We start from the raw sequence: 21,532 nt of genomic DNA, 5'->3' as shown, positions 1-21,532 counted from the left end.
CACAACTCCTCGTCGAAGAGACGATCAGCCGATCAGGTGACGCATCGCCTGCTGGTACAGCTCCACGAAGTGGTACTCGCGCTCGCCGGCGGCCTGCGCGTCGAACTCCTCGTAGGAGCTGCGATCCGCCAAGAAGTCCTCGAGGGACTCGCCCGCCGCCAGCGTGGATTCGCCCAGCTCGGGAACCGACGCAGCCTCGAGCAGCTCCTGGGTGACCGGATCCTCGCGGAACGCGCGGGCCTTGGCCGCCAGCGTCAGGTACATCTCGATGTTCGCGCGCGCGGACTCCCACACGCCCTCCATGCCCTCCGTGCGGCTCGGCTTGTAGTCGAAGTGGCGCGGACCCTCGTAGCGCGGGCCGCCGCCCGGGAAGCCGTTCTCCAGCAGGTCAACCGTGAAGAACGCGCTGGCCAGGTCGCCGTGACCGAACGCCTTGTCCTGGTCGTACTTGATGCCCGACTGGCCGTTGAGGTCAATGTGGAAGAGCTTGCCCGCGTTGAGCGCCTGTGCCAGCGCATGCGTGTAGTTCAGGCCGGCCATCTGCTCGTGGCCCGTCTCCGGGTTCAGGCCCACGATGTCGCCGTGCTCCAGCTGCGCGATAAGGGCCAGCGCGTGGCCGACCGTCGGCAGGAAAATGTCGCCGCGAGGCTCGTTCGGCTTCGGCTCCAGGCCAATCTTTAGGTCGTAGCCGCGCGACTTGATGTAGGCGGCGACCGTGTCCAGGCCCTCCTTGTAGCGGTCGAATGCCGCATTCAGGTCCTTCGACGAGTCGTACTCTGCGCCCTCGCGTCCGCCCCACATGACGAACGTCGTCGCGCCCATCTCCGCAGCCAGATCCACGTTGCGCAGGATCTTACGCAGGCCGAAACGGCGGATCGAGCGGTCGTTGTTCGTCAGGCCGCCATCCTTGAAGACCGGGTGCGTGAACGTGTTCGTCGTGACCATCTCAATGACGAGGCCAGCCGCATCCGCCGCCTCCTTCACCTTCATGACGCGGTCGTGACGCTCCTGATCCGACGCGTCGAAGTCGAACACGTCATTGTCGTGGAAGGTAATGCCCCACGCCCCGACCTCCGCGAGCTTTTCCGTGTACTCCCACGGGTCGAGCACCGGGCGGGTCCCCGTGCCGAAGGGGTCGACAGCATTCCAGCCGACCGTCCACAGGCCGAAGGAGAACTTGTTGTCGGGGGTGGATGTCATGGTGGTGTCCTTTCGAACGTCGGTGTTCAGTTGGAGGGGAAGGTGCCGCGTCGTCGGTGGCGCTGCGTGTCGTTGTGTGGCGGCGGATGTTGGTGCGTATGACGTACCTGCCTGTGTGTCCGCATGGTCGTTGCGCGCGGTGTTTGCGTCGTCACAATTTATTTGTTGTGGGGTAAAACTTAATACCTGTGCGCGCGTTCGTCAAGGGCCTCCGACAAGTCCGTACGATGGATGTGTCGAAGCGGTACTCAGTGGCCGCCGCGCTGTCTGATTGCAACGAGAACCTGCGCGACAACCTCGTCGATACGTTGCAGATCGGACCAGCGAATACGGATGATGCGCCACCCGGCGAGTTGGAGAAGTCGAGCCCGGCGTTGTTCGGCCTCGATGTTGTCATGTACTTCCTGAACGCTGTCGCCATACTTGATGCGTCCATCGAACTCGATGGCAATTTTCAGACCGGGGATTGCGATGTCGATGAAGAATGTTCGCCCGTCGCAGCGGACCTCCTCCTGAGTGGTGATCCCCTTGATTCCGGCCAGGATCAACGCGTGGAGCACTCGAGATTCTCCAGGGGACTCACATCCGGCATCTGCGTGGGAAATGATCCATCGAGCTTGACTAGTGCCGCGGCTCGAGCGGGGGAGTGAGGCAAGTTCCTGCAGAAGATTGTGGCGTGCCTGTTCGGCTCGCTCGCGAGAGGCGAGCTGGTCGAAGCGTGAGTAGCTCGCCAAGCGAGCCATATCAGCGCACGTCAGCGCAAAGGCTTGCTCCTCTGCGGCTAGTCGCGCGCAGTCGACCAGGATGCGCGGAGCAAAAGGGATAGCGAAGCCTTCTGCGATCTGGTGTGCCGGGAGAGATGTTCGGATAATTGAGGCTTGACCCGCCGGCATAACCAGTTTGGAACCGATGCGAACCGCATCGAAGAAGAGTTTCCGTTCTCCGCGATTGATTGGCGCATAGGCGGTAATCGGCCCCCTGTCGGTATCGACGGGGAGGCCTAGGATCCATCCCGCACATTCGCCAGTCAGGACATAATCGCCCCTTCGCATGGTCAGGGCACAGATGCGTGACCCGCGAATGATTGTCTTTTGGAGCCAGAGGGGGTGGCCTTCGAGAGTTGAAGCGGGGAGGTAGATTCCTCGCGCGATCCTGACGAGCGTTCCTTTTTGGGCTGCCCGGCTCACGCGCATCCGATTCGGGTCTTCCCTTGGTGAGATGAGACATTCTCGGATGGCCCGAAGTGACGGTCGTTCGTTGTCAGTCATGATGTGCTCCCACGGTTGGATTTCTCGCGATGATCTGACTGTCTTATTTCATGTCAACTGGTGCAAGTAGCGTGCGGTTGCCTGTGGATAACTTGAAGAGCATATGCATCCTGGGGAAGTCTGCTCGTGAAGGGCGTTTGTTGAGGCGCTGAGCTGCGTCGGTGTTACAAACGTCGTCAATCCGGAGAGATTTCAGCCCGTCTTTCTCAACCGGTGTTACAAACGTCGTCAATCTAGGGCGAAAATCGGCTCGTTTCGGTGCTTTTGGTGTCGGAATGACGATGTTTGTAACATGCAGCCCGAAAGACCGATTGAAAATGCGTCGGATTGACGACGTTTGTAACAGTTGGCATCTGCCGATGCCTCAAACTCGCGGAACCGCCACCCCGACACGGTAGCCTGAGTCCATGCCGACCCGTTCCGACAGCGCCAACGACGCCGGCCGTATCAGTCGCGGCCCGGTCGCCTCGCCGCGCCCCTCGGAGCGGGGGATGGGCGCTCAGAACCGCGGCGTGAAGTCGGAAAACGTGCGCGCATCCAACATGTCGACGGTGCTGCGCAACATCCTCGCCTCGCCGGGCGAGGTCACACGCGCAGGCCTCTCGCAGCGCACCGGAATGACGCGCGCGACGATATCGCGCCTCGTGGACGACCTGGTGGGTGCCGGACTCGTGCGAGAACTCGAACCCGGTGACGGTGGCGGCCGTGGCCGCCCGGCCAACCGCCTCACCCCCGCGGAGGGCAGCGCCGTCGCCCTCGGTGTCGAAGTGGACGTCGCGAGCCTCGATGTCACGCTCGTCGACATCGCGGGACGGGAGCTGGGGCACCGCCGGATTGAGCGCGATTTCGCCGACAGTGCGCCGGAGGAGACGATGGCGCTCGCGGCCCGAGAGGCACACGCTCTGTTAGAGGGCACCCTGCCCGATGGCGCCCTGTTCCTGGGGACGGGCGTTGGGCTGCCGGGCTTGGTGTCGCCGACCCGGCTGGCGCTCGCCCCGAACTTGGGGTGGCGAGACATCCCGCACGACCAGCTACTTGCCCCGCTCGCCGACCTGAACCCGGTGGTCGTCGCGAACGAAGCGGACCTGGCGGCCTACGCGGTTGCCTACACGCGGCCGGGGGTGGCCGGTGGTCCGTCGACCTTCGTGTACGTGTCGGGTGAGGTTGGCGTCGGCGCGGGCGTCATCGTCGATCATCGGCCGATGAGCGGGGCGCGCGCCTGGTCCGGCGAAATTGGGCACATGTGCGCGGATCCGAATGGGCCTCTGTGTCGTTGTGGGGCGCGCGGATGCCTTGAGGCCTACATGGGTGTGCGCGCCCTCGCCGAGCATGTGGGCGCCCCCACGGGTTCCGGGGCGCGCGAGATTCTGCGTTGCGCGGGCCTCGTCGACGAGGCCGGGGTGAAGGCCTCCGGGTCTCTTGGTGTGGGCGCGGAGCAGGAGCGTGCCCGAGCGGTGCTGGCGGAGGCCGGGGTGGCCCTCGGGCGCGTGCTGTCGGGCGTCATTAACGCGATGGACATCCCGCATGTCGTGCTGGGCGGTGCCGTGGCTGAGCTGAGTGGCGCCCTGCTGGATCCGGCGCGTGAGGAAATCGAGACGCGCACGCTGCAGGCCCCGTGGTCCTCGCCGATCGTTGAGGTGCTGCCGGATTCTGCATCGCTGACGGTTCGGGGTGCAGCATTCCGAGTGCTGGATTCACTCGTGGACGACCCCGCCGCCTTCCTGAGCTAAGCGTGTTCTACCGGAGCGCTCACCAGTTGCCCAAGCCCAGGTAGTACAGCGGGTGGGTGAGGACCGCGACGACGCGGTCGCGGTATTCGAGGGGCAGCATCGGGAAGATGACGATGGCGGCCAGGACCGCGACGATCAGAGTGACGAGTATGCGCTTCTTGGTGCTCATGCGTGGCTCCTTTGTGTGGTTACGAGTTCCATGTGGGCCTCGGCGAGAATGTCGTTGACGAGGTCGACGCCTTCCGGTGTGGCCAGGAGTGGACGGTCTTCGGGGTGCTCTTTGAAGTGCCGCATGAGGGCGTCGAGGCCGGTGTAGGGGATGCCGATCGTCCGGCAGCATAAGCCCCATGGCCCGTCGTATGTGTTGGGGTCAGCAAGAAGAGTAACGTGAAGACTCACTGTCTCAAGACGGGAGATCATTACGTTCTGGTCCCACCGGAAAGAGACGTCGCTGCCGCAAACGCTTCCCGCAGAATCTAGATCTGCGTCAACCGAAAGATGACGGGCCATATGGAAGGTGATTCCCTCGGGGGTCGACGTTGTCGTTGATGTGTCGGACAGAGTGGTCTTGATGCCTCGCAGTGGATTCATTGAGTAAAGAAAATAGGCGAAACAAGCGGGAATCAAGGCGAAGTGAAGAGTGCGCACCAGCTCATGCGCAATGAACCCGGAAATGATGAAGAAAACAGCAAAGGCCAAGAAAAGCGCGTAGCTAGCGAGACGTCCGATGGAGGTGAGGCGCTCACCTCGTATCACGACATGCCCGTCGACAAAGCTGATTCGTGGACGTAGGAAAGGTGCAATGGAGTCGCACGCCATCTGGGGAAAGCCCGCTGTCAAGATCAGTGAGACCAATATGACGACTGTGTGAAAGCTCTGAAAATGCGTGAGATGGAATATTCCTTCAACGATCGCTATCCCGACAGCGAGGACAATGATCCCAATTGCTGCACGTTTCCACTCGCTACGCCTCCAGCGGTCTTCACCCGCGAGCGACTCGTCTCGATTGGAGAAGATGTTGGGGAAGAATGTGCTGATCCCTGAACGTCGTGATCGAGCCATGCTCACCATACCTCCTGGGTACCGGCGTGCTGCCTCCGACGGGCGCAGAAAGGCTCGTTGTTCATGATCCGACGCTACCAGGAGTGTGACGGAGGCAGCAAGCATGAGCGCATGAGGGAACCCCGGCCTCGTCCCTGAGAAGAGAAACGAAGCCGGGGCCCAGCAAGCCACACTCGTGACAGTCAGCGGCCCGACGCGAGCGCCGCGCGGGCGACCTCCTCGAAGGTGAGCGGGTCGCGGCCCGTCACGTCGCGCACGGTCGTGGAGACGACGTCCATCTCGCCGCGCGAGATCGACGTGTAGGTCGACACCCACGAGTCGTACTCCCACTGGGCGGCCGGCCACTTCTTGCGCGACTCGTACGCCTCCTCGACGGTTTCGCGCACGTAGGTGATGGGCCGACCCTGCACGCGGGTGAGGATTGCGGCGATCTCGTCGAGGGTCAAGGCCTCGGGGCCCGTCACGTCGAGAGTCTTGTTCTCGTAGCGCCCCGGATCCGCCAGGACGCCGGCCGCCACGCGCCCCGCGTCCTCGCGCGCGACCACGCCCACGCGCCCGTCGCCCGCGGGCCCGAGGATGCGACCCTCCTCGTCCGGCAACTCCACGAAAAAGTCCGCGTAGAAGTTATCGCGCAAGAACGTGTACGTCATGCCCGACGCCTTGATGCGCTCCTCCGTGTGGAAGTGCGTGCGCGCTAGGGTAAACGTCGAGTTGGGCGCCGCGTTCATGAACGACAGGTACACGATGTGGCGCACCCCGGATGCCGCGGCTGCGTCGACGAAGGCGAGGTGCTTGTCCAGGCGGTCCTCGCTCTCGGGCGCGGACACCATGAAGAGGACGTTAACGCCTTCCAGCGCGTCGCGCGTCGTGAGCGTGTCCTCGTACGAGCACTTCACCGCGGCGGCTCCCGGCAGCTCGGGCGCGCGCGACGGCGTGTTCGCGAGCAGGCGCAGGGGCAGGTCGCGCTCGGACAGGAGTCGGGCGGTGGTACCTCCGACGTTCCCGGATGCGCCGGTAACCGCCAGGGACGGGAGGGACGAGGCCTGGGCCGGCTCGTTCGTGCGGGCTTCAGGAGTGGGGGTGTCAGTCATGTGGCCAGTGTGCCACCGGCGTTGTGGCGTGTGCGCACGCCACACGAGGCTTGAGCTGTGGGCGTAGCGTCCGGCGAGGGTGAAACCGGGGACGCCTTTGCGGGCGGTTGGGGAGCGGTTCGTGAAACCGTGATCGCCTTTGCGGGTGCTCGGCGAGGGGTGCTTGAAACCCGCGACGCCTTTGCGGGCAGAAAATGGCCCGGAATTGGCCGTTTCGTGCGAGCAAAGGTGTCAGTGGTTTCAACCGTGTGCGGAAAGGAGCTCGCAGAGGTGCCGCCGGTTTCATATCGAGGCAGTGAGCCACCCGCATTGGTGTCATCGGTTTCAGGCAAGGTGGTCGGCAGGTGTTGTGAGTCGGCTCTGGCCACATCGGCGCGAAAAAATTCGCCCAGCAGGCGAAGAAAGGCTGATTTTGGGGTGTTTTGCGTGCGCTGGGCGAACTTTTTCGCGCGTGGGTGCTGATGGAGGCGAGCAGGGCGAATCTTTTCGCGCTCGTATGGCCTGGTCGCGGGTGAAGGGGCCTGGCTGCGGTGTCCGTGGGAGGTGGCGGGGCCTGGCCGGGCCCTCCGGCGCCCGGAACACCAGCGGCGCCACACAGCAACACTCCCAAAAGTCATATGAGAAATATGAGAGCTTCATAGGTTCTTCATAGGGTCGCGTGGGGAAATTGGTGCATCGACAAAAGGAGACACCAATGACCGCCCTGATTCTGATCGCCATTGACCTGGTTGCCATGGCCGCGCTCGTGTTCGGCCTGTACTTCCCACGGCACCGCCGCGCTGACCTGGTCGCAGCTTTCCTCGGTGTGAATGTCGGCGTCCTCGCCGTCACGATCATCCTCGCGAACTCGACCGTGAGCGCGGGCCTGGGCCTCGGCCTCTTCGGTGTTCTCTCGATCATCCGACTGCGTTCGGATCAGATCTCGCAGACGGAGATCGCCTACTACTTCGCGTCGCTGGCTCTCGGCCTGCTGACGGGTATGTCCTCAGCGGTGACCCCGCTGCTCGGTGGCCTCATCGCACTGATCCTCGTGGCCCTGGCCTTCGGTGACTCGAAGCTGGTCTTCGGCCGCTACACCTCGCAGACCGTCCAGCTGGACCGCGCTATCGCCGACCCCGCCGAGCTGAAGGCGACCCTCGAGCAGCGCCTCGGCGCGTCCGTCGCCTCGGTCAGCGTCGTCAAGCTCGATCTCGTGAACGACCTGACTCTCGTGGACGTTCGCTCGAAGGTCGCCTGACCCGCCGGCCCGCCAGCCGACACGACCGCCACCCCGCAGACCGCCACTACCAAGGACACGACCCATGAACGCATCCCTGAACTCGATCCTCGCCGACCTCGACGCGATCGGCCTCGACGACCTGAATAAGCGCGCGGCGATGCTGACCCGAGTGGACCGCAAGTACGCGCTGGACGCGGCCACGGCCTCGGCGATTCTGAGCCACCTCCCTGAGGACACGAAGGTTCTGCAGATCGACGGCCAGGTGTCCCAGGGCTACGCCTCCACCTACTACGACACCCCCGACATGGATTCGTACCTGCTGACCGCGCTCAAGCGTCGCCGCCGCTTCAAGGTCCGCACCCGCTCTTACCTCACGTCGGGCGCGTCCTTCCTGGAGGTCAAGACCCGCGGTCCGCGCGGCGTGACCGTCAAGAAGCGGATGCCGATCTCTTGGGACGAGGCCGGGGCCCCTCTCGCGGGTGAGCGCCGCACGTGGGTGGCTGGCAAGGTCGAGAAGACGGGATATGGCCACCTGGTGCCAGCTCTCGAGCCGGTCCTGGCTGGGTCCTACGTGCGCAACACCATGCTTCTGCCCGGAGGCATGGGACGCGCGACGGTGGACACAGGCCTATTGTGGCGCTCGCTGCGCACGGACGGCACCAAGGTTGCCCGCCCCGACCTGGTCATCATCGAAACGAAGTCGGGCGCGACCCCTTCGATCGTCGACCACCTCCTGTGGGAGGGCGGCGTGCGACCCGTGAAGATCTCCAAGTACGGGACCGCGATGGCCGCCATGCACCACCTGCCCGCAAACAAGTGGCACCGCACGCTCGACCGTTACTTTCACGAGTACGTGGAGGTCCCCGAGCTCGCGCACTCCACGCCCCTCGCGATGGCGGCCTGACAGACCTCATAACGGCACCCGCAGTTTCGACAGCACGCGAAACGAAAGCGCTCACCATAAGAAACACAGGCTTTAATCACACGAAAGAGACATACACATGAAAGCCCTGCAGACAATCTGGACCCCCGCCCGCACGATCGGCGCGATCGCCCTCGTTGGAATGCTGGCGCTGGGCGCCTGCAGCTCCTCGGGCGTGACCTCCTCCGGCTCCGGCTCCACCGCGGCCACCGCGACCGTTGCCGCCTCCGGAAGCAACGGCGACACGACCGCGCCACCCACCGCGGCCGACGCCCTGGCCTCGAACGCGAAGGCCTCCTACGTGGAGGACAACGACTGGAAGGCATCGGACGCCGTCGACGTGACGCTCAGCGGAACGACCGCGACCTCCTCGTCCGACGCCGTGAGTGTGAGCGACGGCGTGCTGACCATCTCCAAGGCCGGTGTCTACAAGCTCAGCGGCTCCTTCACCGGCAAGGTCGTCGTGGCCGCAGGGACCGAGGACCAGGTCGTCCTGATTCTCGACAACGCGACCATCACCTCCTCGACGGGCGCCGCGATCGAGGCGACCAGCGGTGATGACCTCGTCCTGTCCCTCGAGGGCACCTCGACGATCACCGACGGCACCTACACCGGCACCGAGGACGCGAACGCGGCCATCTACGCCGACATGGACCTGACGATCACCGGCTCGGGCACGCTCAACGTGACCTCCGGCGCCTCGGACGCGATCACCTCCAAGGACGACCTGTACGTCCTGAGCGGCACGATCAACGCGACCGCCTCGGATGACGGCCTGCGCGGCAAGGACTCCCTGACGATCGCGGGCGGCACCGTCACCGTGAACTCCGGCGGCGACGCCCTCAAGTCCGACCAGGACAATGACGACACCAAGGGCTACGTGTCCATCGTGGACGGCACCGTCACCCTGACCTCGGGCGGCGACGGCATCGACGCGTACACCGACGCGATCATCACCGGCGGCACCCTGTCGATCACCTCGGGCGGCGGCGCGTCGGCCGGCGAACCCGCCTCCGGCTCGGCCAAGGGCATCAAGGCCGGCACGTACGTCATCGTCGACGGTGGCACCACCACCATTGACTCCGGGGACGACGCCATCCACTCCGACGGTGCGCTGCGCCTGAGCTCCGGCACGATCACCGCCGCCTCCGGCGACGATGGCGTGCACACCGAGGTCGCGGCCGTCCTCGACGGCGCAACCGTGACCGTCACGCAGTCGAACGAGGCCCTCGAGGGCGGCCTCATCACGATCTCCGACGGCACCGTCGACCTGACCTCGAGCGACGACGGCATCAACGCCTCGGGCTCGATCACGGTCGAGGCCGGCCTGGCCGCAGTCGCCGAGTCCAGCTCGGACTCCGCGACCACCACCACGACCACCCAGCAGATGGGCCCCGGTGGCATGGCTGACGGCGGCGGCTCGATGGAAGACACCGGCGAGCAGCTCACCATTAGTGGTGGCACCGTGACCGTCAACGCGAACGGCGATGGCCTCGACTCCAACGGCTCGCTGACCATCAGCGGCGGCACGACGACCGTCTACGGCCCGGCGTCCGGCGCAAACGGCGCCCTGGATAGCAACGGCGCCATGAGCATTACGGGCGGCACGGTCATCGCCTTCGCCACCAACGAGATGGTGGAGACGCCGACCACGACCGACGGCCAGGGCTGGGTCTCGGCCTCCGCGACCGGCTCCGCTGGATCCACGGTGACGATCACCGACTCCTCCGGCTCGGTCCTGGGCACCTACACCTCGCTCAAGGCCTTCGGAAACGTCATCTACTCGACCTCCGGCATGACCAACGGCTCCACCTACACGGTGAGCGTTGACGGGACTGCTACCGAAGCAACCGCCGGCCAGGGAGGCATGGGCAGTGGCATGGGCCCCGGCGGTCAGGGCGGTCAGCCCCCGGCCGGCGGTCCGGGTCAGGGCGGTCAGCCCCCGGCCGCGCCCCAGGGCTGAGGCTTCCTGAATAGTGCACCCCGCGTGATTGTCGACACGCGGGGCGCACGCATGCCTGCATCGCGTCTTTTTCGACGAGGTCGGGGCCGGGATCTCACGGTCACGCCGTCGCTCGCCACCCCCGGGATCAGCGCAACTAAACTGGAACCAGAGGACGAGGCCCCGGCCTCGTCGATGACAACGAAAGGACCCCTCATGCTCCCCTCCGAGAAGCTCGCCGAGCTCGGCCTCGAACTGCCCGCCGTCGCCACCCCCGTTGCCGCCTACGTGCCGGCCGTCATCGACCGTGGCGTCGTGCGCACCTCCGGCCAGATCCCCGTCGTGAACGGCGAGCCCGTGTGCATCGGCGCGGTCGGCGAGGACGGCGCGGACCCCGAGGACGCCAAGGACGCGGCGCGTGTGTGCGCCCTGAACGCCCTGGCCGCGGCGGCCTCCGTCGCGGGCGGCATCGACAACCTCGCGGGCGTCGTGAAGGTCGTGGGCTTCGTGTCCTCGCGCCCCGACTTCTACGGCCAGGCCGGCGTCATCAACGGTGCCTCCGAGCTGTTCGGCGAGATCTTCGGCAGCCAGCACGCGCGCAGCGCTGTGGGCGTCGCCGCGCTGCCCCTCAACGTGAGCGTCGAGGTCGAGGCCGAGTTCCTCATTAAGTGAACGCGCGCGGCCGGCTGAGGCATGCCTACACTGGATAAGGTTCGCTGAAATGGCCCGTCGGGCCGAAGGATAAGGAAAAGACATGACTGATCGTCAGATGTTCAAGCTGGTCGACGCCAACACCGTCCCGTCCGCGGACGGCGGCTGCGGGTGCGGCTGCGGTGGCCATGAGGCCGCTGAGCAGGCTCCCGCTGAGCACGCCGGCTGTGGCTGTGGCGGCCATGAGGCCGCTGAGCAGGCTCCCGCTGAGCACGCCGGTTGCGGCTGTGGCGGCCATGAGGCCCCCGCTGAGCGCCCCCACGAGATGGCCGCCGAGCCCATCGCCTCCACGGCCGGCGGCTGCGGCTGCGGTGACGGCGCCCCCTCGACCGGCAACGTCCACGCTGGCGGCGCCGGCGTCATCCACCGCCCCGGCGCGGACGAGCTGGTCATCCACTCGATCCCCCGCGTTGTGCGCCACGCGGTCCTCTTCGCGGCGGTCGATAACCTGCCCGTCGGCGAGAACATCCAGATCTGCGCGCCCCACCAGCCCGAGCCGCTGTTCGCGCACCTGCAGGACTCCGAGCAGCACTACCGCGTGGAGACCCTCGAGGTCGGCCCCATGGATTGGCGCTACCGCATCACCCGTCTCGCCTGAGGCTTTGTGACACGACGAGGCCGTGGCCGACTCTCGCTTCTCCGCGTGGCTGGCCACGGCCTCGTCGTATGCGCACGAAGACGTGGCCTTCCAATGCCTCGCGCATCTGTGCGCCGACGTGCTCGCACGGGCGCCTATTCCCATGACTGGTCCGGTGCCTGCCGACGTGCGGAGATGGGCGCGTGTTGGGGTGTCCATTCGCGTGCCTGGGAGCGTCCGACCCGGTACCGTTGGTGTATGAGCTTCTTTGACATGACTTCTGACGCCGACGTTGAGGACGACCTGGATCGCGTTGAGACCGACGTGGTCGTGGACTGCGACATTGAGGCCGCGTGGGCGCTCGTGTCGGAGCCGGGCTGGTGGGTCAACGATGGCCCGCTGGGTGACCACGAGGTGACGCTCGGGGATGACGGAATTTATCGCGTGAGCGACCCGGACGCCGGCGACTGGCTGATCGAAAAGGCCGACGAGGATCCGACGGATGTCGTCGCCTTCCGCTGGTACCCGCTGGCCGACGACGAGCTGCCGGACGAGTATGCGACCCGCATCGAAATCTCCCTGTCCGAGGAGCGTGGCGGCGTCGCCATCCACGTGGAGGAGTCGGGTCTGGCGTCGGTCTCCGACGACGAGGCTGAGGCCCGCCAGGCGTACGAAGACGAGGTCGGCATGTGGGAGCAGGTCCTGAGTGCCGCGAAGAACTACCTCGAGGGCCGCTGAGTCTCTGAGTTTCTGCGCCGGCATCTGGGGATGCCGGTGGTGTTCCGCTGTCGTGGCATTTCGCGGGTGAATGACGCGTAGTGAGCGCGTTGCCCGACTTTGCACCCCCGCAGCCTCACGGCTGCGGGGGCTGTTTGTTAGCGGTGTGGTTCATGGGTCGTGTGCTGAGTGTCCGTCCGTGTGTGTCCCCGAAATTTCGCATGCAATTCCCCTGTAGCTACTTCAACTTTTGAAGTCAAAATGTTGAAATCCTGCGGTTTTCAGCGCGTTGTTGTGTGTGGCCGTCAGGGAATTACGTGCGGAATTGGTGAATGTGGGGACGGTGGTGCGGCGTAGGCTGTGGCCCGATGGACGTTCGCCGCGGTTGTGCTTGTGCGCGTGGGCGCTGCACCCGATCCGTAGGCAGTGCACCCGTTCTGATCGGGTGCAGCGTCCCGTAAGAGGTGCAGCGTCCCGTAAGAGGTGTAATGCCCAGTGTGGGAGTTGCTGTGCGAACCATGGCGGAGCTTGTGACTCCGAAGCGTTGTACTCGTTGAAGGAGCAATGCACTAGATGGGGGGCATTGCACTGGATAGTAGCTAGTGCAATGCCCTGCTAAGTAGTGCAATGCCTCCCGGTGTCGAATGATGGGGAGCTGCATTGACACGTGCAGCGAGTGGGCGTCGGCGCCCCCCAGCTTTCGCACGTAATTCCCCTGCGATTGTTTCAATGTTCTAAGTCAGAACGTTGGAATTCTGCGGTTTCTGAGATGCTAACGCGTTCGGCGATCAGGGAATTGCATGCGGAATTGATGGGGCCCGCCGCGGCTAATCTGTTGCGTGCCTGGCCGCGTGCCTGCCGGGCCTACTCCGCGTGCCCGGCCTCGCGTGCCGCCGCCTCGCGGGCTGCCTTCTTGGCGCGGGCGTGCGCCTCGACCTCTTCGGGGGTGAGGGGGCCCTGCGTGGAGCCTTCGCTGTCGTCGGTGCGCTCCCATGAAACGGCGAGGCTGTCGCGTGCGCCGAAGCGTGCCAGGTGGATGCCGACGATGAATTCGAGGCGATCGGCGCGCTCGGGCTCCGTGTGCATCTCGAGCGTCAGTGCCGACGGTGACGCGATGACGTTCACGTGCCCCAGAACCGGACCCTCGCGGTCGAACAGCAGGTATCCGCTCCCTGCCTCCTCGTCCCAGGAACCCGTGATCTTGTGGCCCATGTGGCTCACGAGCTGCTTGCTGTAGCGCGCAGCCCGCTCGGTGGGAACCGTGGCCACGGAGATCAGGGGGTGCGAGGTCTCGCCCGTCGAAGGCGCCGAATTCTGTGTCATAAGGCAAACCTAACTTGAATGCGCTCGCTCTGCCATGCGTAGCTCTGGATTCGGTCATGAGCGTACCTGTGCGGTAGCGTTGGATGGTCAAGCGTGTCACGCGAGCGCACAAAGGCCGCGCAAAAAGCCCCCGGGCCGGGAGCAGGCGGAAGGAACAATGATGACAGTTGAGAACGTCGAACACGGTGAGCCCCAGCAAGGTGGCGACAAGCTCCAGCGCACGCTGAAAAACCGCCACATTCAGCTGATTGCCATCGGTGGCGCGATCGGTACGGGCCTGTTCATGGGCTCGGGTAAGACGATCTCGGTCGCGGGCCCCTCGATCCTTCTGGTCTACATGATCATCGGCGCGGTTCTCTTCCTGTTCATGCGCACCCTCGGTGAGCTGCTGCTCTCCGACCACAAGTACGCGACCTTCGCGGACATCGCCCGCGACCTCATCGGCCCGTGGGCCGGCTTCGTGACGGGGTGGACCTACTGGGCGTGCTGGGTGGTCACCGGCGTCGCCGACATGATCGCTATCACCGGCTACACGCACTTCTGGTGGCCGGACCTGCCCGCGTGGATCCCCATCGGCGCGACGACTCTGCTGCTGTTTGCCCTCAACGCGATGACGGTCAAGGCCTTTGGTGAGACGGAGTTCTGGTTTGCGCTCGTCAAGATCGTCGCGATCATCGCCCTGGTCATCGTCGGTTTCGGCATGGTCGCCATGGGCACGGTTGACGAGGAGGGAACCGTTGCCGCAGTCTCGAACCTGTGGAGCCATGGCGGCTTCTTCCCGACTGGATTCACCGGCTTCCTCGGCGGCTTCCAGATCGCCCTCTTCGCCTTCATCGGAATCGAGATGGTCGGCACGACCGTCGCCGAGACCGACGACCCGGACAACACCCTTCCCAAGGCCGTCAACTCCATCCCCGTTCGCATCATGCTCTTCTACGTGGCGGCGCTCGCGGCCATCATGATGGTGACCCCCTGGGATCAGGTGAGCCCCGAGAAATCGCCCTTCGTCACGATGTTCTCGCTGACCGGCCTGGGCGCCGCGGCCACGATCGTCAACCTGGTGGTCCTCTCCTCGGCCGCGTCGAGCGCGAACTCAGGCATCTACTCCACGTCGCGCATGCTCTACGGCCTGGCGCGCCAGGAGCAGGCGCCGGGCACCTTCGCGCGCCTCTCCAAGCACCACGTGCCCCTCAACGCCCTGTTCCTGTCCTGCGTGTGCCTCCTGTCGGGCATCGTCATCATGGGGATGGGCGGCTCGATCTCCGCGGCCTTCACGCTGGTGACCTCGGTGTCGGCCACGCTGTTCATGGGCGTGTGGGTGGTCATCGTTGTGTCCTACCTGGTCTACCTGCGCAAGCGCCCGCAGCTGCATGTGGCCTCGAAGTTCAAGGCCCCCGGCGGCGCGATCAGCGCATGGATCGTCCTGGCGTTCATGGGCTGCATGGGCGTCATCCTGGCGATGTGGGACGATACTCGCCCCGGCCTCGTCTATTCCCTGATTTGGATTGCGTTCATCGTGGGCGCGGCCTTCGCGAACCGCCATTTCCTGCTGTGTCGCGCGTCGCGCGGTGTCCTCGGTGACGGGGGCACGGGAGAGGGCCCTCATACCGGCCCCCACCTGCATGAGTAGCGCAATGAATACCAAGTGACTATGCTCGCCAGAGTGCCACGGGAGCTCGAACCGAGCTGAGAGGGGACCACCCCCGACCGTAGAACCTGATCCGGATCATACCGGCGTAGGAAGGCTCTTCCCTCGTGGCCGCCGTGCAACACGAAGGGAGTTTTTTCGCATGGCATCCACTGCTCCGTCCCTCCGCTGGAGGGTCATTGACATCGTCACCGCCGCCGTCCTGGGCGTCGCTTGCGGCCTTATTTTTGTCGTCTGGAACCAGGTGGGCGGCGCAAGTTACGAGTTCCTCAAGACCATCGGCCCCGGCGTGGGTGGCCTGGTGACGGGCGTCTGGCTGCTGGGCGGCACGCTCGGTGGCTACGTCATCCGCAAGCCCGGCGCCGCGCTCTTCGTCGAGCTGATGGCGGCGACCGTCTCCATGGCCCTGGGTTCCCAGTGGGCCGTCGAGACCATCTACTCGGGTCTCGCGCAGGGCCTCGGCGCGGAGGTCGTCTTCGCCCTGGTCGCCTACCGCCGCTTCAACGCGACGATCGTGGGCGCTGCGGGCGCCGTGTCCTTCGCGTTCGAGTGGGTCCTCGAGCTCTTCCTCTCCGGCCACCTCGCAAAGGGCGTGCTCTACAACGCGATCTACCTCGTGTGCGGCATGGCGTCGGGCATCGTCCTGGCGGGCATCCTCGCCTGGGCGCTGACGAATGCGCTGGCAAAGACAGGCGCCCTGGATCGCTTCGCCTCCGGCCGTGGAGCGCGTGAGCTTGTCTGATTTCGGATCCATGGACGAGGCCTACTCCGCCTCCGCCCGCGCCGCTTCCTCCGCGGACGGCCAGGTGCCGCTGGGTGAGGGTGCGGGCGCGCGCGTGTGCGCGCGCGGCTGGGGATGGCGTCACGCCGGGCGCAAGAACGCCGTGCTGTCGGGTGTTGATCTCGATATCGCGCCGGGCGAGCGTGTGCTGGTGTTGGGCCCGTCCGGGTCGGGCAAGTCGACGCTCATGGGTGGCTTGGCCGGCCTGCTGGGCGGCGCCGAGGAGGGCGAGGCCACCGGCACGCTCACCGTCGACGGCGTCGCTCCGGCACAGGCGAGGGGCCGCGTGGGCCTGCTTATGCAGGACCCCGAGGCTCAGGTGGTTCTCGCCCGCGTGGGCGACGACGTGGCCTTCGGCATGGAAAACCTGGGGGTTGCGCGCGAGGAGATCTGGCCGCGCGTGGAGAACTCGCTTGAAGCAGTGGGCCTGAGCGTCCCCCTGGATCATTCGACGACGGAGCTGTCGGGCGGGCAGAAGCAGCGCCTGGCCCTGGCGTCGATTCTCGCGATGGGCCCGGGCCTGCTGCTCCTGGACGAGCCCACTGCGAACCTGGACCCGAGCGGCGTCGCCGAGGTGCGCGCCGCCGTCGAAACCGTCGTCGAGCGCACGGGCGCGACCGTGGTCGTCGTCGAGCACCGCGTCGACGTGTGGGCCTCTCTCGTGGATCGCGTCATCGTGGTCGCGGACGGTACGATCGCCGCAGACGGCCCGCTCGACGAGGTCCTCGCGCAGCAGGGCGACGCCCTGCGCGAGCGCGGCATCTGGCTTCCCGGCGACGACGTCGCCGCCGAGGTCGGACCCGCCCCCAAGGTCCCACCGGCCTCGTCCGAAAGCCCGGAAGGGGGAGCGCGAGGCACCACCCCGATCACCCGCGTCACCGGCCTGACGATCGGCTACGACGCGTCCGCCCCCGTACGCAGCGGCATCGACCTGACGATCGAGCGCGGCGTCTCCACCTGCATCGTTGGCGCTAACGGCGCCGGAAAATCAACCTTTGCCCTGACGCTCGCGGGCCTCCTGCCGCCCCTCGCGGGCACGGTCGAGGTCGAGACCGCCGATGGCACGGTCGGCGACCCGCACGAGTGGAGCAGTAAGCAGCTGCTCGGCCGCATGTCCATGGTCTTCCAGGAGCCCGAATACCAGTTCCTGGCCGCCACCGTCGCCGAGGAGCTCGCGATCGGCCCGCGCGCCGCTGGCATGACCGACGAGGAGATCGCCCCCCTCGTCGACGAACACCTCCAGGCCCTGGGCCTGACCAAACTCGCGCGCGCCAATCCCATGACGCTGTCGGGCGGCGAGAAGCGCCGCCTGTCGGTGGCGACCGCGCTCATCAGCGCCCCCGAGCTGCTGATCCTCGACGAGCCGACCTTCGGCCAGGACCGCGGCACGTGGCTGGGCCTCGTGCGCCTGCTGCGCGCTGCCCTGGAGCGCGGCGTCACCCTGGTGTCGATCACGCACGACCCCGCGTTCGTGGCCGCGATGGGCCAGCGCGTCGTCGACCTCGGGCAGGTCGGCACGCGCGGCGCGGCCCCCGAAGATTCCACGGACGAGGCCGGGTCCGCCCCCGCCGGGAACGTTCACGATCGCGGCCCGAAGCGCGGCGCCCGAGGCCTCCTCGCGCGTACGAATCCCGTTGCCCGCGTGCTCGCCCTCCTGGTCGCAACCACGCCCCTGCTGATCACGATTGACCCGGTGAGCGCGGCCGTTGCCGTCATTCTCGAGCTCGCGCTCATGCCCCTGTCGGGCGTGTCGGCGCGCAGCTTCTTCCTGAAGGCGACGCCGCTGCTGCTGGCCGCGCCGCTCGGCGCGCTGTCCATGCTGCTCTACGCGTCACCGGGAGGAACCGTGTACTGGCAGTTCGGGCCAGCAGCGGTTTCGGACCACTCGATGTGGCTGGCGCTGGGCATTGGCCTGCGCATGTGCGCGATCGTCCTGCCTGCGATTGCTCTGCTCGACCGCATTGATCCGACAGACATGGGTGACGGGCTCGCGCAGATCCTGCACCTGCCCGCCCGCCCCGTGCTGGCGGCGCTTGCGGGCGCGCGCATGACGTCGCTGATGGCGGCCGACTGGAAGGCCCTTGAGCGGGCGCGCCGTGCCCGAGGCGTGGGTGACTCCTCGCGCATCCGTTCCTTCCTGCGAGGCTCCTTCTCGCTGCTGGTCTTCGCGCTGCGTCGCTCCGGCAAGCTGGCCACCACGATGGAGGCAAGGGGCTTCGGCGCGGAAGGCAAGCGAACGTGGGCACGCCCCTCGCGCCTGCGCGCCGCCGATGCCATCCTCATGGTTGTCGCCATCGCCCTGCCCGCGATCGCGCTGGCCGCGAGCATCTGGGCGGGTACCTTCGCCCTGGTGGGCCGATGAGAGGCCTGACCTGGGAAGACGTGAGCGGGGGAGTGGGCCCGAGGGTCGCCGTCCCCGTCACGATAGGCCCCGATGAGGCCGCCCGCGAGCTCGCCCCCCGCCTGAGTGCCCTGGCGGGGGAGCGGGCCCCGGCCTCGTCTGGTGAGGCGGGCGCGCGCCCCGGCGTCCCGGTCGTCACGATCGACGGCTACTCCGGCTCCGGCAAGTCCACGCTGGCCGCCGCGCTTGCTCGGCTCGTGAACGGCTGGCAGGTCCTGCACCTCGACGACTGGTACCCCGGCTGGGACGGCCTCGCGGAGGGCGCCCACATCGCGTGTCGAATTGCCGCCGATCTGCGGGGAGGGCGTGCCTCCTCCTACGAGGCCTGGGACTGGGAGAACGGTAGAACCGGGGCGATGATCAGCGTCCCCCTCGCCCCGACGATCATCGAGGGCTGCGGCGCCATCGACGCCGAAGCCGACCTCAGCGTGTGGATCGCCGACCCCGGCGAGGACGAACGACGCAGCAGGGCGCTCGCGCGCGACGGGCAGACCTACGCGCCGCATTGGCAGCGGTGGGCCAACCAGGATCTGGGGCGCTCGCTACCATAGGTGTATGCTGCTGCCGCATCCTGAACCGCCGCTGTGGGCGTGGCTCCTCTTTGGGGCTTTCGAGTTCGCCATCCGTATCATTGCGCTCGGCATCGTCCCCAAGCACCGCCGCGCCTCCACGTCGACGGCGTGGCTGCTGCTGATCTTCCTGTGGCCGCTCCTGGGTGTGCCGCTGTATGTCATCTTCGGTTCGTGGTGGGCGATGGGTCGGCGGCTCGACGACGACCCGGAGGCCCGCCAGCTGGTCGATGCCATCGTGGCCGGCTCGACCGCGCCCGACCCTGAGAACTACGAGGTGCCGGACGGGCCCGACGGCCTGCCCGCAGGCTCGGACGATGACACCGCCTCGATCATGCGACTGTCCGGGACCCTCAGCGGCTTCCCGGCCTCTGTGGGACGGGTTGGTCGCCTCTACAACGACACTGCCGAGACCTTCCGGGCCATGGCCGCCAGCATCGACGCGGCGACCCACCACGTGAACGCCCTGTACTACCAGACGTCCTGGGATGAGTACACGGCCCCCTTCTACGCGGCCCTCGAGCGCGCGGTCGCGCGTGGCGTCACCGTCCGCCTGCTCGTCGACCACCACGGCATGCGCACGATCCCGGGCCACAAGGACTTCCGCCGCCGCCTGAACGCCATGGGCATCGAGTGGCACGAGATGCTGCCCTTCGCCCCGCTGCGTGGGCAGATTCGCCGCCCCGACCTGCGCAACCACCGCAAGATCCTCGTCATTGACGGGCGTGAGGCCTACGTCGGCTCCCACAACCTCGTGGCTCCCGACTACGATACCCCCTCGTACGCGAAGTCCGGCATGCTCTACGACGACACGAGCGTGTCCGTCACCGGCCCCATCGTCGCGCAGATCCAGGCGGTCTTCGCCGTTGACTGGTACTACGCGTGCAAGGAGATCCTCACGCCCGAGGTCCTCACCCCGCCCGCCGCGCAGCTGGCGGCCAAGAACGAGGACACGCACATCTCGGCCATGCAGATCATCCCGTCGGGTCCCGCGTTCAAGGGCGAGCCGAACCTGCGCGCGTTCGTCCACATGGTCTCCTTGGCGCGCACGCACGTGTCGATCACGAGCCCGTACTTCATCCCGGACGAGACCCTCATGACCGCGCTGACGAACGCCGCGCTGTCGGGCGTCGAGGTCGAGCTCTTCGTCTCCGAGCAGTTCGACCAGTTCCTGGTCGGCCACGCGCAGCGCTCCTACTACGGCATGCTCCTGAAGGCGGGCGTGCGCATCCACCTGTACCACAAGCCGCGGATGCTCCACTCGAAGTACATGATCGTCGACGGGAACCTGTGCGTCATTGGCTCGTCCAACATGGATGTGCGTTCCTTCGGCCTCAACTACGAGATCATGCTCGTCGCCGACAGCTCGCGCCTGGTCGAGATGCTGCACGGCAACGACGACCGAACGCGCGAGAAGTCTCGCCAGCTCACCTACGAGGAGTGGCGCGGCCTGCCGTGGCACGTCCATTACATCGACAACGTGTGTCGACTGGGGAGCTCGCTCCTGTGAGTGTTCCCGAGAACGAGGCCATGGCCGGACGCGCGGACACCTCTCTTTCGTGTCAGCAGCACGGGGATTGCGAGGTGATATCGAACAGTGTGTCCGCTTCGCTCGATGTCAACCCCTTCGTCGGCGAGGGCGGTGCCTACGATTCCGTGCGCCCCGCCTACCCGGACGAGGCTGTGGCCGCGTTGATCGACGCAGCGCAGCGCGCGCGGAGAGAGAACATGCCGGGCCGGGGCGGCCCACTGCGCGCCGCCGACATCGGCGCGGGCACCGGCAAGATGAGCGAGCTCCTGGCTCGCGGCGGTCTCCTCGTCGACGCGGTCGAACCATCCAAGGCGATGCGCGCCCAGGCCTCGTCGATCGAAGGCGTGACGTGGCACGACGGCGTTGCGGAAGATATAGGGTTACCGAACGGCGTGTATGACATCGTCGTGTTTGCCCAGTCCTGGCATTGGATGGATCCGGAGCGTGCGGGCCTCGAGGCCGCCCGGATCCTGGCGCCCGGCGGCGCGCTCGCCATCGTGTGGAACCAGATGGCCGTGTCGATTCCGTGGGTGCATCGCCTGACGCGCATCATGCGCTCGGGCGACGTACACCGCCCCGACAGGCCGCCCATGCCGGGCGGCGGCTTCGCCCCGATGACCCTCACCCAGGTCGCATGGGAGGACCGTATGACCCCCGAGGAGATCCTCACCCTGGGCACGACCCGCTCCTCGTACATCCGTTCCTCCGAGGCCGGCAAGGCGCGCATGCAGGAAAACCTGCGCTGGTACCTCTACGACCACCTCGGGTACGCGCCGGGGGAGCAGGTGACCATCCCCTATGCGACCCTCGTGTGGCTCACCCACCTGTGAGAGGTGGGCG

General features: G+C 66.4%; 19 protein-coding genes and 1 riboswitch. Of the genes, 13 read left to right on the top strand and 6 right to left on the bottom strand.

The annotated features are described in order from the left end of the window. Nucleotides 1-24: 24 nt before the first annotated feature. A complete protein-coding gene (xylA, locus tag ACTODO_RS03050; RefSeq protein WP_003791269.1) occupies nt 25-1,200 on the bottom strand; it encodes a xylose isomerase in 1,176 nt (391 codons plus the stop codon). Between the two features lie 248 nt (nt 1,201-1,448). Continuing rightward, nucleotides 1,449-2,468 (bottom strand): endonuclease domain-containing protein, encoded by a 1,020-nt coding sequence (locus ACTODO_RS10450; RefSeq protein ID WP_034511925.1) that lies wholly within the window; start codon nt 2,466-2,468, stop codon nt 1,449-1,451. 407 nt (nt 2,469-2,875) lie between these two features. Here ACTODO_RS10450 and ACTODO_RS03040 point away from each other — a divergent pair, with 407 nt between their 5' ends. Then, nucleotides 2,876-4,198 (top strand): ROK family transcriptional regulator, encoded by a 1,323-nt coding sequence (locus ACTODO_RS03040; RefSeq protein ID WP_003791263.1) that lies wholly within the window; start codon nt 2,876-2,878, stop codon nt 4,196-4,198. A gap of 19 nt (nt 4,199-4,217) precedes the next feature. On the opposite strand, the gene ACTODO_RS10845 is transcribed toward ACTODO_RS03040, so the two are convergent. From ACTODO_RS10845 to ACTODO_RS03030, 3 genes are all read right to left on the bottom strand, one after another. Next, nucleotides 4,218-4,367 carry a hypothetical protein gene (locus ACTODO_RS10845; RefSeq protein ID WP_003791260.1) on the bottom strand — a complete coding sequence of 50 codons (150 nt, stop codon included), beginning with the start codon at nt 4,365-4,367 and terminating at the stop codon, nt 4,218-4,220. Beyond that, nucleotides 4,364-5,260: a hypothetical protein gene (locus tag ACTODO_RS03035; RefSeq protein WP_244262502.1), complete on the bottom strand. Its 897-nt coding sequence runs from the start codon at nt 5,258-5,260 to the stop codon at nt 4,364-4,366. The genes ACTODO_RS10845 and ACTODO_RS03035 overlap by 4 nt, the downstream gene beginning before the upstream one ends. 182 nt (nt 5,261-5,442) lie before the next feature. Next, entirely contained in the window at nt 5,443-6,351 is a 909-nt protein-coding gene (locus tag ACTODO_RS03030; RefSeq protein ID WP_003791256.1) for an SDR family oxidoreductase, read from the bottom strand. A gap of 694 nt (nt 6,352-7,045) precedes the next feature. On the opposite strand from ACTODO_RS03030, the gene ACTODO_RS03025 reads away from it, so the two are divergent. The 6 genes from ACTODO_RS03025 (at nt 7,046) to ACTODO_RS03000 (ending at nt 12,460) form a co-directional block, all read left to right on the top strand. Further along, nucleotides 7,046-7,588, top strand: coding sequence for a DUF4956 domain-containing protein (locus tag ACTODO_RS03025; protein WP_003791255.1), 543 nt, complete (start codon nt 7,046-7,048; stop codon nt 7,586-7,588). A 64-nt stretch (nt 7,589-7,652) separates the two neighbouring features. Continuing rightward, on the top strand, nt 7,653-8,474 hold the full coding sequence (locus ACTODO_RS03020) for a polyphosphate polymerase domain-containing protein (RefSeq protein ID WP_003791253.1): 822 nt from the start codon (nt 7,653-7,655) through the stop codon (nt 8,472-8,474). A gap of 97 nt (nt 8,475-8,571) precedes the next feature. Beyond that, on the top strand, nt 8,572-10,455 hold the full coding sequence (locus ACTODO_RS03015; protein WP_003791251.1) for a carbohydrate-binding domain-containing protein: 1,884 nt from the start codon (nt 8,572-8,574) through the stop codon (nt 10,453-10,455). Nucleotides 10,456-10,650: 195 nt separating this feature from the next. Further along, entirely contained in the window at nt 10,651-11,106 is a 456-nt protein-coding gene (locus ACTODO_RS03010; protein WP_003791248.1) for a RidA family protein, read from the top strand. An 82-nt stretch (nt 11,107-11,188) separates the two neighbouring features. Beyond that, nucleotides 11,189-11,743 (top strand): DUF2249 domain-containing protein, encoded by a 555-nt coding sequence (locus tag ACTODO_RS03005; RefSeq protein WP_003791245.1) that lies wholly within the window; start codon nt 11,189-11,191, stop codon nt 11,741-11,743. Between the two features lie 237 nt (nt 11,744-11,980). Continuing rightward, nucleotides 11,981-12,460, top strand: a complete 480-nt coding sequence (locus ACTODO_RS03000) for an SRPBCC family protein (protein WP_003791244.1) — start codon at nt 11,981-11,983, stop codon at nt 12,458-12,460. 843 nt (nt 12,461-13,303) lie between these two features. Here the strand turns inward: ACTODO_RS03000 and ACTODO_RS02995 are convergent. Beyond that, complete coding sequence (locus ACTODO_RS02995; RefSeq protein WP_003791242.1) at nt 13,304-13,762, bottom strand: DUF2218 domain-containing protein; 459 nt, start codon at nt 13,760-13,762, stop codon at nt 13,304-13,306. Between the two features lie 160 nt (nt 13,763-13,922). Here ACTODO_RS02995 and ACTODO_RS02990 point away from each other — a divergent pair, with 160 nt between their 5' ends. The 6 genes from ACTODO_RS02990 to ACTODO_RS02965 all read left to right on the top strand — a co-directional run bounded on the left by ACTODO_RS02990 (nt 13,923) and on the right by ACTODO_RS02965 (nt 21,522). Further along, entirely contained in the window at nt 13,923-15,392 is a 1,470-nt protein-coding gene (locus ACTODO_RS02990; protein ID WP_050749176.1) for an amino acid permease, read from the top strand. A gap of 28 nt (nt 15,393-15,420) precedes the next feature. Further along, a riboswitch (TPP riboswitch) is annotated at nt 15,421-15,522 on the top strand. 30 nt (nt 15,523-15,552) lie between these two features. Then, nucleotides 15,553-16,152, top strand: coding sequence for an ECF transporter S component (locus ACTODO_RS02985; RefSeq protein WP_003791239.1), 600 nt, complete (start codon nt 15,553-15,555; stop codon nt 16,150-16,152). Nucleotides 16,153-16,162: 10 nt separating this feature from the next. Continuing rightward, on the top strand, nt 16,163-18,553 hold the full coding sequence (locus ACTODO_RS02980) for an ATP-binding cassette domain-containing protein (RefSeq protein WP_003791237.1): 2,391 nt from the start codon (nt 16,163-16,165) through the stop codon (nt 18,551-18,553). After that, on the top strand, nt 18,550-19,143 hold the full coding sequence (locus ACTODO_RS02975) for a nucleoside/nucleotide kinase family protein (RefSeq protein WP_003791235.1): 594 nt from the start codon (nt 18,550-18,552) through the stop codon (nt 19,141-19,143). Before ACTODO_RS02980 ends, ACTODO_RS02975 begins: the two co-directional genes overlap by 4 nt. A gap of 4 nt (nt 19,144-19,147) precedes the next feature. Continuing rightward, nucleotides 19,148-20,671, top strand: coding sequence for a phospholipase D-like domain-containing protein (locus ACTODO_RS02970; protein ID WP_003791233.1), 1,524 nt, complete (start codon nt 19,148-19,150; stop codon nt 20,669-20,671). Then, the gene (locus ACTODO_RS02965; protein ID WP_003791231.1) at nt 20,668-21,522 is read left to right on the top strand and encodes a class I SAM-dependent methyltransferase; all 855 of its coding nucleotides are present in this window, start codon (nt 20,668-20,670) and stop codon (nt 21,520-21,522) included. Before ACTODO_RS02970 ends, ACTODO_RS02965 begins: the two co-directional genes overlap by 4 nt. The last annotated feature ends 10 nt before the right edge of the window (nt 21,523-21,532 follow it).

It is taken from the genome of Schaalia dentiphila ATCC 17982 (genome assembly GCF_000154225.1).
GTDB lineage: Bacteria > Actinomycetota > Actinomycetes > Actinomycetales > Actinomycetaceae > Pauljensenia > Pauljensenia dentiphila.
The sequence above is the reverse complement of the archived record's forward strand: the minus strand, read 5'-3'. Positions and strand labels throughout refer to the sequence as shown.

Coding starts and splice junctions, on each gene's coding strand:
- ACTODO_RS02990 (WP_050749176.1), top strand. CDS start 13,923: ATGACAGTTGAGAACGTCGAACACGGTGAGCCCCAGCAAGGTGGCGAC.
- ACTODO_RS02995 (WP_003791242.1), bottom strand. CDS start 13,762: ATGACACAGAATTCGGCGCCTTCGACGGGCGAGACCTCGCACCCCCTG.
- ACTODO_RS03000 (WP_003791244.1), top strand. CDS start 11,981: ATGAGCTTCTTTGACATGACTTCTGACGCCGACGTTGAGGACGACCTG.
- ACTODO_RS03010 (WP_003791248.1), top strand. CDS start 10,651: ATGCTCCCCTCCGAGAAGCTCGCCGAGCTCGGCCTCGAACTGCCCGCC.
- ACTODO_RS02980 (WP_003791237.1), top strand. CDS start 16,163: ATGGACGAGGCCTACTCCGCCTCCGCCCGCGCCGCTTCCTCCGCGGAC.
- ACTODO_RS02970 (WP_003791233.1), top strand. CDS start 19,148: ATGCTGCTGCCGCATCCTGAACCGCCGCTGTGGGCGTGGCTCCTCTTT.
- ACTODO_RS10845 (WP_003791260.1), bottom strand. CDS start 4,367: ATGAGCACCAAGAAGCGCATACTCGTCACTCTGATCGTCGCGGTCCTG.
- ACTODO_RS10450 (WP_034511925.1), bottom strand. CDS start 2,468: ATGACTGACAACGAACGACCGTCACTTCGGGCCATCCGAGAATGTCTC.
- ACTODO_RS03020 (WP_003791253.1), top strand. CDS start 7,653: ATGAACGCATCCCTGAACTCGATCCTCGCCGACCTCGACGCGATCGGC.
- ACTODO_RS02975 (WP_003791235.1), top strand. CDS start 18,550: ATGAGAGGCCTGACCTGGGAAGACGTGAGCGGGGGAGTGGGCCCGAGG.
- xylA (WP_003791269.1), bottom strand. CDS start 1,200: ATGACATCCACCCCCGACAACAAGTTCTCCTTCGGCCTGTGGACGGTC.
- ACTODO_RS03015 (WP_003791251.1), top strand. CDS start 8,572: ATGAAAGCCCTGCAGACAATCTGGACCCCCGCCCGCACGATCGGCGCG.
- ACTODO_RS02985 (WP_003791239.1), top strand. CDS start 15,553: ATGGCATCCACTGCTCCGTCCCTCCGCTGGAGGGTCATTGACATCGTC.
- ACTODO_RS03040 (WP_003791263.1), top strand. CDS start 2,876: ATGCCGACCCGTTCCGACAGCGCCAACGACGCCGGCCGTATCAGTCGC.
- ACTODO_RS03005 (WP_003791245.1), top strand. CDS start 11,189: ATGACTGATCGTCAGATGTTCAAGCTGGTCGACGCCAACACCGTCCCG.
- ACTODO_RS03025 (WP_003791255.1), top strand. CDS start 7,046: ATGACCGCCCTGATTCTGATCGCCATTGACCTGGTTGCCATGGCCGCG.
- ACTODO_RS03035 (WP_244262502.1), bottom strand. CDS start 5,260: ATGGCTCGATCACGACGTTCAGGGATCAGCACATTCTTCCCCAACATC.
- ACTODO_RS03030 (WP_003791256.1), bottom strand. CDS start 6,351: ATGACTGACACCCCCACTCCTGAAGCCCGCACGAACGAGCCGGCCCAG.